The organism is Pseudenhygromyxa sp. WMMC2535 (genome assembly GCF_011083025.2).
On sequence record NZ_JABJWV010000001.1, the window covers coordinates 5758758 to 5774967 of the forward strand.

Sequence of the window (16210 nt, forward strand, 5' to 3'; positions counted from 1 at the left end):
GCATGAGCGAGGGCCGAAACCCCACGCCCCGGTGGCGAGTCCAAGCGAGCGGAGCGCGAAGCCGCTCGGGCGCGGGGGCCTCGTGCAGACCCGGGCGCTGGCCGCATGCGAATTCGCTAGCGAACCATGCTCAGCGTCGAGCGCCGGCCGTGCGTGGCCATGGCGAGCTCGACCAGGCGAGTGATCAGCGCCGAGTAGGGCACGCCGGCCTGGGCCATCATCTTGGGGTACATGCTGATCGAGGTGAACCCGGGCATGGTGTTGACCTCGTTGAGCCAGGGGGTCAGCGAGTCGCGCTCGACCAGGAAGTCGACGCGGGCGAGGCCGGTGCAGCGCGTGGCTCGAAAGGCGCGCAGGGCCAGGGCGCGCAGCAGCTCGACGCTCTGCTCGGGGAGCTCGGCCGGGATCGCGTAGCGGGCCACGTCGTCGACGTACTTGGTCTCGTAGGTGTACCACTGGCCCTTGGGCAAGATGATCTCGCCGGGCTGGCTGACGATGGTCTCGGGCCCGCCGTCGCCGAGCACGGCGAGCTCGATCTCGCGGGCGTCGAGGCCCCGCTCGACGATCACCTGGCTGTCGTAGCGCAGCGCGAGATCCAGGGCGACCTCGAGGGTGGCGGCGTCGTCGGCCCGGCTCACGCCCACGGACGAGCCCTGGTTGGCGGGCTTGACGAACACCGGGAAGCCGAGCTCCGCGGCGGCGCCCCTGGCCCGGGCGATGGCGTGCTCGTGGCCCTCGATCTGCACGTCGATGCTGACCCCCGGGGTGACGGGGACGTCGAAGGGGGCGTTGCCGACGTGGTGCTTGAACGCGCCCTTGTCCATGCACATCGAGGAGGCGAGCACGCCCGAGCCCACGTAGGGCACGCCGAAGACCTCGAACAGGCCTTGAAAGGTGCCGTCCTCGCCGTGGGGTCCGTGGAGCAGCGGGAACACGCAGTCGCAGGAGCGCAGCAGCATGCCGAGGTCCTCGACGTCCTCGCCGGTGAGCGCGATGCGGTCGAGGGCCTCGTGGGGCAGGCCGGTCTTGAAGCGGCCCTCGCGGGTCACGGCCACGGGCACCGGCTCGAAGCGCTCGCGGTCGACGGCGGCGATGACTTCCGTGGCGCTGCGGATGGAGACCTCGTGCTCAGAGGATCGACCGCCGTACATCAGGGCGAGGCGCTGCTTGCTCATCTGCGCGCGAATCTAGCAGCCCCGGGGCGGGGCACCAAAGACGGGGCGTTCGCGGCCGCGCCCGGATGACCGGAGCCTGAGCCCGGCCGCGGTCGGCGCTGGGGACAGCGCCGCTCGCTCGGTCTCACTCGTCGCCGCGCAGAAAGGCCTCGACGAGCGCGTTGAACTCGCGTGCGTGCTCGACGTTGGGGGCGTGGCGGGCCTCGTCGAGGACCACGAGCTCGGCCGCGGGCAGGGAGGCTTCGAGGCGCTCACCGAGGCCGAGGGGGAAGATGGGATCTTCTCGGCCCCAGACCAGCAAGGTCGGCTGCGTGAGCGCGCCGGGGCGCTCGCTGGCGGTGTCGGCCTCGGCGACCACCGCCTGGAGCAGGCCGCGCTGCTCTCGCTGGTTTTTGCTGTAGAGCTCCTCGAGCACCGAGTCCGCGGCCCAGCCTGGGAGGGGGGGAGGTCGGTAGCTGGCGATCGCCAACAGGCGCTCGACCTCCGCGCGCGTGTCCGGGACGAGGACCTCACCAAAGTCCTCGACCTCGAAGCGTGTCAGCAGGGCCTGGTAGTCCTCCCTTTTGTAGACTCGACCTGGGCTGTCGACGATCACCACCCGCTCGACGCGCTGGGGATGGATCGCCGCCAGCTCGTAGGCCAACAGGCCGCCGTAAGACACCCCGATCACGTGGACGCGCTCGATCCCGAGATGATCGAGCAGGGCGAGCAGCGCCGTGAGCTGGTGATCGAGCGAATAGTCGGCGAGCGTCGAACTCGAGCCTCCGAACCACAGCAGATCGGGCATCACCACGCGAAAGCTCTGGGCGAGCGCACGCGCCTGCGGCGTCCATTGAAAGATCGCGTGGGCGCCGAAGCCGTGAAGCAAGAGCACGGGCGGGCCATCGCCACCCTCCCAATAGCGCAGGCGGTCCTCGCCGAGCGATGTGTCGTGCTGCTGGAGCCCGCGGCGCTCGAGCTTGCGGGCCATCGAGCGCTCCTGGATGCGGACGATGTTGCACGCGCTCAGTGAGGACAGCGCTGTCATCAGGGCGAGCACGCTAGAGCGGCGACCGGTTTGAATTCGCACCGCCAGGCACATCTTGGCGGCCCCGTGGTCGTTGTCGCTCGGCGCTCGCAGTGGGTCCACCACAGCTTCGGCCTCGCTCCTAGCCACGGAACCGCCAAGACGCACCTGACGGCGCGCCTTCAAACCGATCGCCGCTCTAGCGAGCCGCGACAGCCAGGTCTTCATCCAAAATCCCCCCCGGCCAGGAAGCCCGCAGCGAAGTGGGTGGGGGTGTCTACGCTTGGTGTGACTGGTGAGTGACGTCGAGTTGGACATGGCTGCCTCCGCACAGGATAGCGCGGTGCCCTGCCAGTCGCAGAGTACACCGCGCCAATACCCCGCGCGGAGGCTCGAGCGCTCGAGTTCGGTCGAGCGCAGCCGTCGCTCAGTCGTCGATGCAGGCGTCGAACTGAGCCTCGCAGGCCGCGAGATCCTCCTCGTCGTAGGCGACCTCCACGCACATGGCGAACTCGAGGTCGCAGGCGTCGGGATCGGGGGTGCCGCCCAGGCAGGCCTCGAGCTCGAGCTCGCAGACCTCGGGCTCGTCGGGGTTGTCGAGCATGCAGGTTTCGAACGCGAGCTCGCAGGGATCGGGCTCGGTGCCCAGGCAGGCCTCGAGCTCGAGCTCGCAGACCTCGGGCTCGTCGGGGTTGTCGATCATGCAGGCCTCGAACGCGACCTCACAGGGATCGGGATCGGGCTCGGTGCCCAGGCAGGCCTCGAGCTCGAGCTCGCAGACCTCGGGCTCGTTGGGGTTTTCGAGCATGCAGGCCTCGAACGCGAGCTCGCAGGTATCGACGGGCTCGCAGGTCATGCAGCTCTCGAACGCGAAGAAGCAGGGCTCGGGGTCCTCGGGGTTCGTGTCCAGGCAAGCGTCGAGCTCCGCCTGGCACAGCTCGGGGTCGGGCTCGCAGCCGCCCGAGTCGCCGCCGGTGGTGCCGCCGCCGGTGCACAGCTCGTACTCCTCGACACACAGCTCGGGCTCGGGGCTGCTCTCGAGGCACAGCTCGAACTCGAAGGTGCAGGGATCGGGCTCGCCCTCGTCGCAGCCCTCGGAATTACCGCCGGAGTCACCGCCGCCGCCGGTGCACTGCTCGTACGCCTCGATGCACAGCTCGGGCTCGGGGCTGCTCTCGAGGCACAGCTCGAGCTCGAGCTCGCAAGGCGGCAGCTCACCCTCGTCCTCGGGCAGGGGGTCGTCGTCGCCCCAGCCCTCGTCCTCGGGCAGGGGGTCGTCGTCGCCGCTGTCGAGGCAGCTCTGGAGGGCGTCGTGACAGCTCGAGATGGCCTCGGGGTCCTCGCCGGCCTCGGCCAGGCACAGGTCGAAGTCTTCGAAGCAGGGCTCCATGGGCCCGCCCTCGTCGGCCCCGTCGTCGGGGTAGAGGCCGTCGATGTGCAGGCCGAAGTCGCAGGCGGTGAAGCTCAGCAGCGTGGCCACGAAGGACAGGCTGGTCGAGCGGCGTAGGGAAAATTTGCTCAGGTCGAACATGTTGATTGGCATCCTCGACGACGGGCGATTGATTACCGTCGTCTCCATGCTCTCTTGTCCCGCGCCGCGCGGTGATCGGGTCAATGGAATCGGGTGATTCGCGTGGACTGGATCAGAGGGTGATGATCGTGCAGCTGTCGGGGTCTTCGCAGGTGAGCTCGCAGGTCCCGGCGTCCTCGCACAGCAGCGTGCAGCCGTGGGGGCAGGTGCCGATCATGCATACGTCGCTGCCTTTGCAGTGCATGGTGCAGTCGCCCTCGGGGCACTCGAGGTTGCAGATGCCGCCCTCGCAGTATTGCGAACAACCACTCGAACAGCTGGTCATGCAGTCGATGGTGTCGAGGCAGGTCAGATCGCAGCCCCCGGCGAGGGTGCAGTCGAGGTGACAGCCGATCGAGCCCAGGCAGGTGCTGGTGCAGGGCTGTTCACCGCAGCTTTGTTCGCAGTAGGTGCCCTCGGGGCACTCGAAGCTGCACGTTTCGGACTCGCTGGCGCCGCAGGACTGCTCGCATAGCTCGGTCTCGCAGGGGCAGGCGTCGAGGCAGCCGGTCTCGGTCTCGGTCTGGTCGCTGGAGCCGTCCTCGGCGGTCTCGCCGGCGCCCTCGCTCGTGCCGTCCGTGTCGTCGCTCGCGCTCGCGGACGAGTCGTTGTCTTCGGACTCGCCGGCGAGCTGGCCGACGACGTCCGCGGGCAAGGTGCAGGCGCTCAGGGCGAGCAGGAGCAGCGAGGCGGCGCGAGGCATGAGTTCCTAGGAGCCCGTGGTGGAACCCAGCGCGGCTCCTCGCGCCGGGGTTTTCGTCGAGGGCGCGAAGCCAAAACGCCGCTGTACCGGGCGTACCGCAAGTTTTGGCGACAACGCCATCGGCGAAAAGACCAAGCGAGGTGTCGTGTTGGGTTTCACCACGGGCTCCTAGGGTCGAGCCACCTCGAGCACGTCGCGCCACTGCTCGATGCGGGGCAGGTGCAAGCTGCCGGGGTGGCGGCTGGTGAAGTCGTCCATGGCCGCGCGCAGCTCGGCGTCGCGGCCGAGCGCTCGCAGGCAGCGGATCCGCCCGTAGCGAGCCTCCTCGCCCAGGGCCTGGCGACCCGCGTCCTCGTCGAGGTAGGCGTCGAATTCGGCGAGCGCGGCCCGGTGCTGGCCCGCGCCGAGGAGCATGCGGCCCAAGGAGATCCGCGCCGTGCGGCCGGCCGCGCTCTCGGGGTGGTGCTCGACGAGGCTGCGATAGAGGGCCAGGGCGGCCTCGCGCTCGCCGGCCGCGAGCTCGCGCTGGGCCGCGGCGAGCAGCTCGTCGGGGGTGTTGGGCGTCGGCGCCACGGCGGCCGGGGTCGGCCTGCTCAGCTCTGGGCGAGTGCGAGGACGAGGCGCGGGATCGGCTGGAGAGCTGGCGAAGGGGTCGAGCTCGCTCGCGGAGGGGGAGGGGGCCGGAGACGAGAACGCAGGCGCGCCGTGATCGGGCAGGTCGAAGCCGACGTGGGCGCCCACGCCCAGGGTCACGCGCTCGCCCTCGCGCGGCTCGACGACGATCTCTCCCGCGAGGACCTCGACCTTCAGGCGTCGGCCATCGCGGTCGAAGGACACGCGAAAGCGGCTGGCGTGGTCGCGCTGGATCACCCGGCCCGCGGGGGTCAGCAGCTCGACGGAGGTCGCGCTCGCGTGCTCACCGTCGAGCTCGAGCGCCCCCGACTCGAGCTCGAGGGTGACGGCCTCGGCGCTCGAGCCCTCGGCGACGCGGAAGCTGGCCGCGCCGGGGGAGCACAGGCTCACGTCTCCATCGACTCGGCGGCAGTCGTCCCGGCGCAGCTGGTGGCGCTCGCCCGGCCGCGCCCAGCTCACCTGGCGCGGGTGGGCGTTGGTCATCGCCGCGCTCGCGCCGGCCTGGGGCGCCTGATGTTCGCGCTGCGCCGCGCTGCCGGGGAGCTCGACGGCCGCGAGCAGCAGGGCGCAGGCGGCCGCGGACAGGCCGAGGACGACGAGCGGGAGCAGCCTGCGGCGCTCGGTCTCGCCGGTCTCGCCGGGCTCGCCGGGCTCGCCGGTGGGCTGCGGCGCTGGATCGGGCGCCCGCTCGAGGCGCGCGCCGTGGGCTTCGAGGGCCGCGCGCTCGTCCTCGTCGAAGAGCCCGGCGAGGAGCTCGGCGTCGGACAGCTCCTCGCCCAGGGCTCCGGGCGCCCCGAGCTCGGCGAAGGCGGCCGCGATCTTTCGCTCGACCTCGCTCATCGTGATCCTCCCGTGAAGGTGTCCTGGCGGACGCGTCGGCGCAGCTCCTTGGTGCCGAGGCGCAGGCGGCTCTTGACCGTGTTGGGGCTGGAGTCGGTGAGCTCGGCGATCTCGGGGACGGAGTGGCCGAGGGCGTGCTTGAGGATCAACACCTCGGCCTGCTCCTGGGGGAGCTCGGCCAGGTACTCGCGCAGGCTCCGAGGCAGGGCCTCGCCGAGGCTCGGGGCGCTGGCCCCCCTTGGCGGCTCGAGCAGCGTGGGCTCGAGGGCCTGCTCCCGCGCCTGGCGGCTCCGGACGCGGCGCTGGTGCTTGAGCACCGCCAAGGTCGCCACGCGGCGCGCCCAGTGGCGCACGCTCGAGCGCCCCTCGAAGCGGGCGGCGGCGGCGAGCACCTGGATGATTGCGAATTGGGCGGCGTCGTCGGCCTCCACGCTGCAGCGCGACAGGGAGCGGGCGACGGTGCGCACGTCGGCGAGCACGGCCTCGGCCAGCCAGCGCTGGGCGCGGCGGTCCCCCGCGCCGGCGGCTCGGACCCTGGCGAGGGTGAGCTCGTCGCGCCCCGAGGCGATCTTCTCGGCCTGCTCGCGGCTGCGCGCGGACAGATCGGGGTCGAGGGCCTGAGCGGAGGAGGACATCGGAGGAGGGCGGAGCTCGCGGTCTCAAACTCGTACCCGCGCGGCTGCGGATCGGGTCAGAAAAAAACGCGAGCCCGGGCCTCAGCGGTGGACGAGGTCGAAGTCCACGCCGATCGAGGCGCTCCCGCGCACCGCGCTGGGGCTCAGCAGTGGCTCCTCGACGTCCTCGAGCACGTACGCGCTGCGCAGGAACACCGCGACGAGGCCCAGGCCCATGAACAGGCGAAGATCGTCGCGCACGGCCAGCGTGGCGCGGGCGTCGACGCCGGCGCTGGCCTGCACGCGCCAGCTCGGGGCGGCGCCCTCGATGGCCTCGCCGATGACCACGGTGCGCCGACGGGTGGGCTCGACGCCCACGCGCCCGGCGAGCTCGATGCCCCAGCCGCGGGGCAGGTCGAAGCGGTAGCCGCCGGCGAGGGCGAAGGGCAGGCGAAAGAGCTGGAGCTCGAGGCCCACGCTGGGCGCGGTCACGCTGATCGAGGGGCCGGCTTCGTAGACCAGCTCGAGGTGAGCGGCTGACACTGGTCGCCAGCCAAAGGCGAGGACGGCCGAGGAGATCCACGGCAGGCCGGGCGCGTAGCTCTGCCCGAGGTAGCCCACGCGGGCGCGGACGCGGGCGTGGCCGCGGGGGACGACGACGCCGTCGACCAGGAGGTGGGTGTGCGCGGGCCGAGGCGGAGACTCGGGCGGCAGCTCGGGCTCGGAGGGGGGCTCGGGCTCGGGTGCGAGGGCGGGCTCGAGCACGACGGCGCGCCCCTGGGCGAGGGCGAGGGCCGCGGTCGCGCTGACGTTGGCGAGGGACTCGATGGCGACGGCCTCGCCGACGTCGGCGGCGTCGATGCGCCGGCCGTGAAGCTGTGGATCTCCGCGGACGATCACATAGAGCGCCAGCGCGTCCTCGTCCTCGAGGTCGACCCACAGCACCCCACGAGCCGCGCTCGCGCCGAGCAGCTCGTCGGACTCATCGAAGAGCGCGCGCAGCTCGAAGCCCTCGGGGTCGTAGCGGCGGATCTCGACCTCGAAGGCCGCGTCTTGGAGGTGGGCGGCGATGGTCGCCTCGGCCCGCTCGTCACGGTCGTCGTCGCGCTCGGGGAGCATCAAGATCACCGCCGCGGCCGATGCCTCCCCATTTTCTGCGGGCGCGGGCGCCTGGGCGAGCGCGGGGCCCGGCCACAGGCTCGACCCCAGCCCCAACCCCACAACCAGCCTCGAGCTCAGGGCCAGACTCGGGCACGAGCGCCGACGCGGGCGCTGCTTCCTGCGCGGGTCTCGACGGAGCATCGAGCTCATGGGTTACGTTGGTCGAGGGCTCGACGCAAGCGCGGCCCGCAGCGAGGGCTGCGGGCCGCGAAGGAGAGCGCCGCCGAGCTGACTCGGCGATCTGTGCCTCAGTCTGTACCTCAGTTCACGCTGATCATCGAGGTGTGCGTGCTCTGGCCCCGGCGCGCGCTGACCGAGGCGCGCCCGCGGTCGGCCTCGAGGGCCGCGGCGACCTGTTCGACGCTGCGGACGGGCTTGCCGTTGACCTCCATCAAGATGTCGCCAGCGCGCAGCCCGAGGCGCTCGCCCACGCTGCCCGAGAGCACGCGGACGACGGCCAGGCCGTCCTCGCTCGCGCGGACCTCGACGCCGAGGCGGGCGCGCCCACCCCCGTAGAGATCCCCGCTTTGCTGCTGAGGCGCCTTCGACTTGGGCGTGGTCTGGGGCTGCTGAACACCGGGCTGCCCGCGGAAGCTGGCGAGGCCGCCGAGGGCTCGAGGCGTGGGTCGCTCGCCGAGCTCGACCTCGAGCTTGGTCTGCTCGCCCGCGCGCAGCAGCGTGAGCGTCACGCGATCCTTGGGCGCGTACTCGCCGATGCGCCCGCGCAGATCGTCGAAGTCGCTGACCTCGCGGCCGTCGACCGCGAGCACGCGGTCGCCGGCGTGCAGGCCGTAGGTGGCCGCCGGCGTACCATCGTGGACCTCCTCGACCAGGGCGCCTGCCTCGGGGAACTGGCCGTACTCTGGGGGCGTGTCGCGGCCGACGATGCCCAGCCAGCCGCGGGTGATCTTGCCGTCGTCGATCAGCTTGGGGATCACGATCTTGGCCTGATCCACGGGGATCGCGAAGCCCAGCCCGTCGTGGCCGCCGACGGCGGTGTTGATGCCCACGACCTCGCCGGTGAGCGAGAACAGCGGGCCGCCGCTGTTGCCCGGGTTGATCGCCGCGTCGGTCTGCAAGAAGTCGGCGTAGCCGTCTTGGTAGAGCCCGAGGCTGCCGCGACCCTTGGCCGAGAGGATGCCGCGGGTCACCGTCTGGCGCAGGCCCATGGGGCTGCCCACGGCAACGACCCAGTCGCCGACCTTCAGGTCCTCGCTCGAGCCGAGGCCGACCGCGGGCAGGTCGTGGGCGCCCTCGAGCTGGATCACCGCGATGTCCGTCTGGGGGTCGCTGCCGATCACCTGGGCGCGGAAGCGTCGGCCGTCCTCGAGCTCGACTTCGAAGCGATCGCGGCCGGCGACCACGTGGTGATTGGTGACCACGCGACCGTCGGCCGAGATGATGAAGCCGCTGCCGATGCCGCCGGACTGCATCCCGAAGGGTCCGTCGCTGGCGGCCACGATGGCGACCACCGCGGGCTGGACCCGGTCGAGCATGGGAGCGAGGCTCTCGTTGGGATCGTAGGCGCGGGTCAGGGCGAGGGCGGGCTCGCTCGCGGCGTCCTCACCGGGGACCTCTGCGGCCTCTTCGGGGGTGGTGGGTTGGCTGGCCTGAGCCTCGTTGGAGCAGCCGGTGCCAAAGGCGAGTGCCGGGGCGCCGAGGGAGCAAAAGGCGAGGAAGAACAGACCGTGTGGACTCAATGTTCGCCTGCGCGCAGTCATCGGGCGCGCACAACCGATCGATCACACATCTATTCCGGGTGCCCTCGGACTTCCCCCGCCCGCGAGTCGTGGCCGGCGATCCGCTGCTGGACCGATCCGCTGCTGGAGCGATCCGCTACTGGAGCAGATCGCTGGTCTCGGGGTCGAGGAGGACGCCCGCGTGGATCAAGCGCTTGGCGTCAGCGGGGTCGGCGCTCCTTCGCCAGCGCTCGTAGAGCGCCAAGAGGTCATCGCCGGGCTTCGCGGGGCCGAGCATGCGGCCGAGCACGGCGAGGATCTCGCGGAAGCCCTCGGCGAGGCGGGCGAAGATCTCGAGGCGAGAGCGTTGGGCATAGATCTCTCGGTAGGCGGCCTCACCGATGCCAGCGACATAGTCGACGTTCACGGGGCTGCGCTCGAGGGATCGCGGGACCACGCCGGCGATGTAGAGCGCCCGATCTCCGACCTCGCGCAGCGCCGTCGCCCCGCGCTCTCGCGCCGCGAGATACTGGGTGGCGAGCGCCGGGCTGGTTCGGCCCTGGACCTGGGGCCGCCGGGCGTAGTGCGCGAGCAGGTGGACGAGGTAGGCCTCGACGTCCTGCTCGAGTGAGCTGCCCTTCTCTTGGCAGGCGTCCTCGACCTGCTCGTAGAAGAAGGACTCCAAGGTGCCATCAAAGCTCAGATCGTCGGTGCTGCTCATGACTGGGTCGCGCCTTTATGTAGTGAAACTCACGATAGCATCCTCACTAAATGCGACAAGGCGCGTTTGTATCGATCTGTGAGGAGCCTCGCTGATAGGTGGGGGCAAGAAAATCCCTGTACGGCCTTGCTTCGCTCCTTCACCGCCTTACCCTCGCGCCGCTGGCAGTCGGAGCTTCCGATTGCCAAGCGCTGCCAGGCCCAAGTCCCGCGTGTCGAACACGCATGCGCAGGATGCGGACGGCCGAAGTTCACCGCGCACACGGGGCCGCCGATGGCTCGCCCCTCGCGCCAACTCCAGCGTCACCCAACCCATCGTACAGGGAGATCTCAATCATGAAAGTTCGTCCACTCAATGACCGCGTGCTCGTGAAGCGCCTCGAGGAAGAGCAGATGACCGCCGGCGGCCTCTACATCCCCGACGCCGCCAAGGAGAAGCCCACCCGCGGCAAGGTCGTCGCAGCCGGCAACGGCCGCGCCAACGACGAGGGTCAGCGCAAGCCCCTCGACGTCAAGGAAGGGGACGAGGTCCTGTTCGGCAAGTACGCCGGCACCGAGATCAAGGTCGACGGTGAGGAGCTCATCATCATGCGCGAGGAAGACATCCTCGCGGTCGTCGAGAAGTGATCCGCACTCACTGAGAGATTCAAGGAGCTAAAAACATGGCTGCCAAAGAAGTCCGCTTCGATTCCAACGCTCGCGACGCCATCCTCAACGGCGTCAACACCCTCGCCAACGCCGTCAAGGTCACCCTCGGGCCGCGCGGTCGCAACGTCGTCATCGAGAAGTCCTGGGGCTCGCCCACGGTCACCAAGGACGGCGTGACTGTCGCCAAGGAGATCGAGCTCGAGGACAAGTTCGAGAACATGGGCGCGCAGATGGTCAAGGAGGTCGCCTCCAAGACCTCCGACGTCGCCGGTGACGGCACCACCACCGCCACGGTGCTCGCCCAGGCGATCTACCGCGAGGGCCTGAAGATGGTCGCCGCGGGCCACGATCCCATGGAGCTCAAGCGCGGCATCGACATCGCCGTCGAGAAGGTCGTCGACCACGTCCACGGTCTGTCGACCGAGACCAAGGGCCAAGAAGAGGTCGCCCAGGTCGGCACCATCTCGGCCAACGGCGACGAGGAAGTCGGCAAGCTCATCGCCCAGGCGATGTCGAAGGTCGGCCAAGAGGGTGTGATCACCGTCGAGGAGAACAAGGCGAACAACACCGAGCTCGACGTGGTCGAGGGTATGCAGTTCGACCGCGGCTACCTCAGCCCCTACTTCGTCACCGACCAGGAGCGCATGGAGGTTGCCTACGAGGACGCCTACGTGCTCCTCCACGAGAAGAAGATCTCCAACATGAAGGACCTGCTGCCGGTCCTCGAGCAGGTCGCCAAGCAGCGCAAGCCGCTGGTGATCATCGCCGAGGACGTCGACGGCGAGGCCCTGGCCACCTTGGTGGTCAACAAGCTGCGCGGCACCCTCGAGGTCGCGGCCGTCAAGGCCCCGGGCTTCGGCGACCGCCGCAAGGAGATGCTCAAGGACATCGCCGTGCTCACCGGCGGCAAGGCCCTGACCGAGGACCTGGGCGAGAAGCTCGAGAGCCTCCAGGTCAGCGACCTCGGCACCGCTGGTCGCATCACCATCGACAAGGACGCGACCACCATCGTCGACGGCGGCGGCAAGAAGGACGACATCCAGGGCCGCGTCAAGCAGATCCGCGGGCAGATCGAGGAGACCACCTCGGACTACGACCGTGAGAAGCTGCAAGAGCGCCTCGCCAAGCTGGTCGGCGGCGTCGCGGTGATCAAGGTCGGCGCTGCCACCGAGGTCGAGATGAAGGAGAAGAAGGCCCGCGTCGAGGACGCCCTGCACGCGACCCGTGCGGCCGTCGAAGAGGGCATCGTCCCCGGCGGTGGCGTGGCGCTGCTTCGCTCCGGCAAGGTCCTCGACGACCTCAAGGCCCCCACGGCCGAGCAGCAGGTCGGCATCGGCATCGTCCGTCGCGCCGTCGAGGAGCCCCTGCGCCAGATCGTCTCGAACGCCGGTGGCGAGCCCAGCGTGGTCGTCAACAAGGTGCTCGAGGGCGAGGGCGGCTTCGGCTTCAACGCTCGCGTGCAGGAGTACGGCGACCTCGTCGCCCAGGGCGTCATCGACCCCACCAAGGTCGTGCGCACCGCGATCCAGCACGCCGCGTCGGTCGCCGGCATGATGCTGACCACCGAGGCGATGATCGCCGAGCTGCCCAAGAAGGAGGCCCCCGCTGGTGGTGCCCCCGACATGGGCGGCATGGGCATGTGAGCCGCGCGTCGGACCTCGTGTCCGACGCTCACACGAAGGAGGTCGCAGCTCTGGCTGCGGCCTCTTTTGTTTAATTTCGTGGTGCGCAAGCTCTGCGGGATGACATCGCCGCTTGCGGGCTCATCATCCCGCCATGAAGACCAAGGACATCGAGATCCCCTCCGTCGAGTCGATCATGAACCGGCGCGTCGAGGCCTTTGAGCCGGACCTGCCGATCGCCGAGGCGATCCAGCTGCTCTTGCGTCGCGGTTACTCGGGCGCGCCCGTGGTCGATGGTGAGGGCAAGCCGATCGGCGTGCTCTCGGAGCACGACTGCGTGGGGGTGCTCGCCGAGTCGCTCTACGAGGACTGGCCGACGGGCAAGGTGGGGGATCACATGGTCAAAGATCCCGTGACCGTCGACGTTGGTCAGGACGTGCTCGCGGCGGCGCGCGCCTTTGCCAAGGCCAAGCTGCGTCGCCTGCCCGTGGTCCGCGAGGGCAAGCTGGTCGGCCTGCTCACCCGCCGCGACCTGATGCGTGCGCTCGACGACCTGCGCCGGAGCGCGGGCAAGCAGCACGAGCCGACGACCTACGAGCTGATCGCGGCGCGGCGATAGCTTGGCTTGCACGCGGTGACGAGGGCGGCAGATCCCGGCGCTCTAGTGTGCGCGGCAGAGGACTTGAAGGGCCCCAGGCTTGGAGCACCGGCCGCTGACTTCGTTGCTCGTCAGTCATTTGTGCCCGACAAACTCCCTCCTCGCGCCTCGTCAGCAACCGGCGGTCCGGCGCCTGGGACCCTTCAAGTCCTCTGCCGCGCACACTAGAAAAGCGGACGCGTGGGATTGTCGCCGGCCCTGCTCTCGGGACACAGTGCTGGGCATGGGTGAGCGCGAGTCTTCGTCGTCCTCCGTGATCGCGCGGGCCTGGCCCATCTGGGTGATCTTGGCGCTCCTCGTCCTGGCGCTGGTGCTGTGGCGGCAGCTCGGCGGGGAGGGTTCGAGCGCGTCCTCGGGCGAGGACGAGCGAGGAGTCGCCGATGGGCTCTCTGGCCTGGGGGTCGACGAGGACGGCTTCGACGCGGGCCGCGATGGGCCTGCGCCGAGCCAGGTCGAGGTCTTTGGCAAGGTCAGCGATCTCGAGGGCAAGGCGCTCGCCGACGCCCAGGTCTGCGCGCTGATCTCGGCCCGGGGGAGCGCCCCTCGCTGCACCCGCAGCGACGTCGAGGGCCGCTATCACCTCGCGGGCATGCCTCCGGGCGAGTACCAGGTCTCGGCCACGGCCAGCGAGCACCAGCCGAGCAGCGCCGAGGTGGATCTACGCGCGACGGCCAAGTCCGAGCTCGACCTCGAGCTGCTCCCCGGCGCGGTGCTGCTCCGGGGCGTGGTCCATGACCTCGCTGGTGGGGAGGTCGAAGGGGCGCAGATCCGCGTGCGCAACGACTTCCTCAGCGGCGATCCCATCGACCTGGGGCTGGCCGTCAGCGACGCCGAGGGGCGCTTCGAGCTCTGGGTTCGGCGCGGCCGGGTGCAGGTCAGCGCGGGGGCGCCGGGGTACTCGTGGCGCCTGCTCCACACGACGGCCCCGGGGGCGAGCGTCGAGCTCTATCTGGTGCCGGAGTCCGTGCTCATCGGCCGAGTGATCGACGAGCAGGGCGCGCCCATGGCCGGGATCGGCGTGCAGCCCGGGAGCGGCGGCGGGACGCTGGAGTTCTTCGTCGACGCTGCCGGCGGCTACGCGCAGACGGACGCAAAGGGCGAGTTCCGCATCGCCGAGCTCGCGCCGGGGACCTACCGACCCTTCGTGGCCAGCGGTCGTCACCGCGGCCGCGCCGCGCTCAGCGTCAAGCTCGGCCTGGGCGAGACCTCGGACCCGGTGGAGATCGTGGTCGGGCGGGGCGCCGTGGTCCAGGGCCAGGTGGTCGACGAGGCCGGCGAGCCGACCTGCGTGGGGGAGAGGCTCACGCTCACGCGGCTACCGATGTCGCGCTACCACGCGAAGGTCGACGCCAAGGGCTGGGTGGAGATCGGCGGGCTGGCGCCGGGAGACTACAGGCCCTCGCTGAGCTGCCGGGGGCGGACGATCACGGATTTGGACGAGCTCCACATCGATGCGGGGGATGTGGGGGATGCGGGGGACGCGGGTGGGGAGCTCGAGGCGCAGCGCTGGGAGGTCGCGAGCGGCTACCCGCTCAGCGGCGTGGTCGTCGACGCGGCCGGGGATCCGATCCCCGGGGTGGTGATCCTCGCCGAGCGCCAGGCCGAGCCCGGCGAGCGCCTGGGGAGGATGGCGGCCAGGACCGAGTCCGAGCCCGCGAGCAAGTCCGGGGCTTTTCGCTTCGAAGGTCTCGTGGCGGGGACCTACGAGCTTCAGATCGGCGGCTCCTCGGGGCCCGCGCTGGACGAGTCCATCGAGGTCGAGCTGCGCGCCCCCGGCCTGGAGGGCGTGCGCATCGAGGCGCCGCTGCCGGGGACCTTGCGCGGTCGGGTGCTCGACGATCAGGGCACCGGGGTCGCCAACATCACGGTGAGCGCCTACCCCGAGAGCGGCGAGGCGCGGGAGATCCACAGCGACGACGCGGGCAACTTCGAGCTGCGCGGGCTCGGCCCGGGCGATTGCCGGGTCATCGCCATCGACGGTCGCTGGCAGCTCGAGGTCGCTAGCGGCGAGGTCGAGATCCTCGCGGGCGCTGTTGCCGAGCTCGACCTCGAGGTCCCCCGCGGCCAGGGCGTGATCCGTGGCCGCGTGGTCGACGAGGCGGGCACGGCCATCGACGACGCCTTCGTCTCGATCACCCGCCAGGCCGGGCCGCTCGACAAGGGCGCGAGCCCGGGGCGGCTGAGCTACGCCGACGCCAAGGGGCGGCCGGTGCTCTCGGACGTCGATGGCGGCTTCGAGATCGCTGGCCTGCCCGAGGGGCTCTACACGGTCTTCGCCAGGCAAAAGCAAGGCGGCGACGCGGCGGTGGCGAACCTGCGCCCCGGCAAGCGGAGCGTGACCTTGGTGATCCCCGCCCAGGCCAGCCTCGCGGGGGTCGTGGCCCTGCCCGAGGACGCGCCGCGCCCCGAGGGCGCGCTGCACTTCGAGATCGTGGCCGAGCACGCCGAGTCGGGGCTGAGCTACGAGGACGCCTGGGAGAGCGCGGCTGGGCTGTGGAGCCTGGGCGAGCTGCCCCCGGGACACTACGCGCTGCGCGTGGCCTCGGCCTGGGGGGACGCCGAGCGCGAGGTCGAGCTCGCGCCGGGTCAGGTGGTCGAGGATCTGCGCATCGAGCTCGCCGTGCGCGTGCGCGTGCGCGGTCGGGTCGTCGATGGCGAGGGCGCCCCCCTCGCTGGCGCCCGGCTGCGCCCGCTGATCGGCGGGCGCAGCTTCGACATGGGCCCGGGCTACGTCGACTGGGTCGAGACCGGGGCCGACGGTCGCTTCGAGGTCAGCGTGGCCCAGGGCAAGAACAAGCTGCTCGTCACGGGCCCGAGCGGGGCCGGCCTGGAGAGCGTGGAGCCGGCGATCGAGGTGGGGGAGGGCGACGAGCAGGATGTCGGTGACATCGCGCTGACGAGCCTCTGACGCGCCGCGTTCGAGGCCCGGTCACGAAGCGCGGCCGCGAGGCTTCAGTGCAGCTCGTCGTCTTTCTTTGGCGGCGGGACCAGGTGGATCGCGGGGGTCGGCGCGCCGGTCGAGCGGCGCTCGCCATCGATCTGCGCAAAGGCACCCGTGAGCGCGGCTTGAAGCTCGCGGGCGGCGGGCTCTCGCAAGCGGACGGTGGTCCCGCCGACGGTGATGTGCACGGCGCCGCAGCTACAGCGATCGATGCGACAGTTGGCGGTTCGCACAAGTGCT

14 protein-coding genes are annotated in these 16210 nt (G+C 70.7%); 4 read left to right on the forward strand and 10 right to left on the reverse strand.

Going from position 1 to position 16210, the window contains the following annotated elements:
* Positions 1–116: 116 nt before the first annotated feature.
* The 9 genes from G6O69_RS22570 to G6O69_RS22610 form a co-directional block, all read right to left on the reverse strand.
* On the reverse strand, positions 117–1175 hold the full coding sequence (locus tag G6O69_RS22570) for a D-alanine--D-alanine ligase family protein (protein ID WP_172305577.1): 1059 nt from the start codon (positions 1173–1175) through the stop codon (positions 117–119).
* 124 nt (positions 1176–1299) lie between these two features.
* Positions 1300–2304, reverse strand: a complete 1005-nt coding sequence (locus tag G6O69_RS22575; protein WP_176397030.1) for an alpha/beta hydrolase — start codon at positions 2302–2304, stop codon at positions 1300–1302.
* A 304-nt stretch (positions 2305–2608) separates the two neighbouring features.
* Entirely contained in the window at positions 2609–3712 is a 1104-nt protein-coding gene (locus G6O69_RS22580; RefSeq protein ID WP_172305579.1) for a hypothetical protein, read from the reverse strand.
* 112 nt (positions 3713–3824) lie between these two features.
* Entirely contained in the window at positions 3825–4454 is a 630-nt protein-coding gene (locus tag G6O69_RS22585) for a hypothetical protein (RefSeq protein WP_172305580.1), read from the reverse strand.
* 168 nt (positions 4455–4622) lie between these two features.
* On the reverse strand, positions 4623–5927 hold the full coding sequence (locus tag G6O69_RS22590; RefSeq protein ID WP_172305581.1) for a hypothetical protein: 1305 nt from the start codon (positions 5925–5927) through the stop codon (positions 4623–4625).
* A complete protein-coding gene (locus G6O69_RS22595; RefSeq protein ID WP_172305582.1) occupies positions 5924–6562 on the reverse strand; it encodes a sigma-70 family RNA polymerase sigma factor in 639 nt (212 codons plus the stop codon). Before G6O69_RS22595 ends, G6O69_RS22590 begins: the two co-directional genes overlap by 4 nt.
* 81 nt (positions 6563–6643) lie before the next feature.
* Positions 6644–7843: a hypothetical protein gene (locus G6O69_RS22600; RefSeq protein WP_176397031.1), complete on the reverse strand. Its 1200-nt coding sequence runs from the start codon at positions 7841–7843 to the stop codon at positions 6644–6646.
* A gap of 119 nt (positions 7844–7962) precedes the next feature.
* Positions 7963–9402, reverse strand: a complete 1440-nt coding sequence (locus tag G6O69_RS22605; RefSeq protein ID WP_176397032.1) for a trypsin-like peptidase domain-containing protein — start codon at positions 9400–9402, stop codon at positions 7963–7965.
* A gap of 136 nt (positions 9403–9538) precedes the next feature.
* A complete protein-coding gene (locus G6O69_RS22610; RefSeq protein ID WP_172305585.1) occupies positions 9539–10102 on the reverse strand; it encodes a hypothetical protein in 564 nt (187 codons plus the stop codon).
* 335 nt (positions 10103–10437) lie between these two features.
* On the opposite strand from G6O69_RS22610, the gene groES reads away from it, so the two are divergent.
* The 4 genes from groES to G6O69_RS22630 all read left to right on the forward strand — a co-directional run bounded on the left by groES (position 10438) and on the right by G6O69_RS22630 (position 15937).
* Entirely contained in the window at positions 10438–10728 is a 291-nt protein-coding gene (gene groES / locus G6O69_RS22615) for a co-chaperone GroES (RefSeq protein WP_172305586.1), read from the forward strand.
* 35 nt (positions 10729–10763) lie between these two features.
* The gene (groL, locus tag G6O69_RS22620) at positions 10764–12392 is read left to right on the forward strand and encodes a chaperonin GroEL (protein ID WP_172305587.1); all 1629 of its coding nucleotides are present in this window, start codon (positions 10764–10766) and stop codon (positions 12390–12392) included.
* A 133-nt stretch (positions 12393–12525) separates the two neighbouring features.
* The gene (locus G6O69_RS22625) at positions 12526–12990 is read left to right on the forward strand and encodes a CBS domain-containing protein (protein WP_172305588.1); all 465 of its coding nucleotides are present in this window, start codon (positions 12526–12528) and stop codon (positions 12988–12990) included.
* A 262-nt stretch (positions 12991–13252) separates the two neighbouring features.
* Positions 13253–15937: a carboxypeptidase-like regulatory domain-containing protein gene (locus tag G6O69_RS22630; protein WP_172305589.1), complete on the forward strand. Its 2685-nt coding sequence runs from the start codon at positions 13253–13255 to the stop codon at positions 15935–15937.
* A 44-nt stretch (positions 15938–15981) separates the two neighbouring features.
* Here the strand turns inward: G6O69_RS22630 and G6O69_RS22635 are convergent, their stop codons facing one another.
* Positions 15982–16203: a hypothetical protein gene (locus tag G6O69_RS22635; RefSeq protein WP_176397033.1), complete on the reverse strand. Its 222-nt coding sequence runs from the start codon at positions 16201–16203 to the stop codon at positions 15982–15984.
* Positions 16204–16210 lie beyond the last annotated feature (7 nt).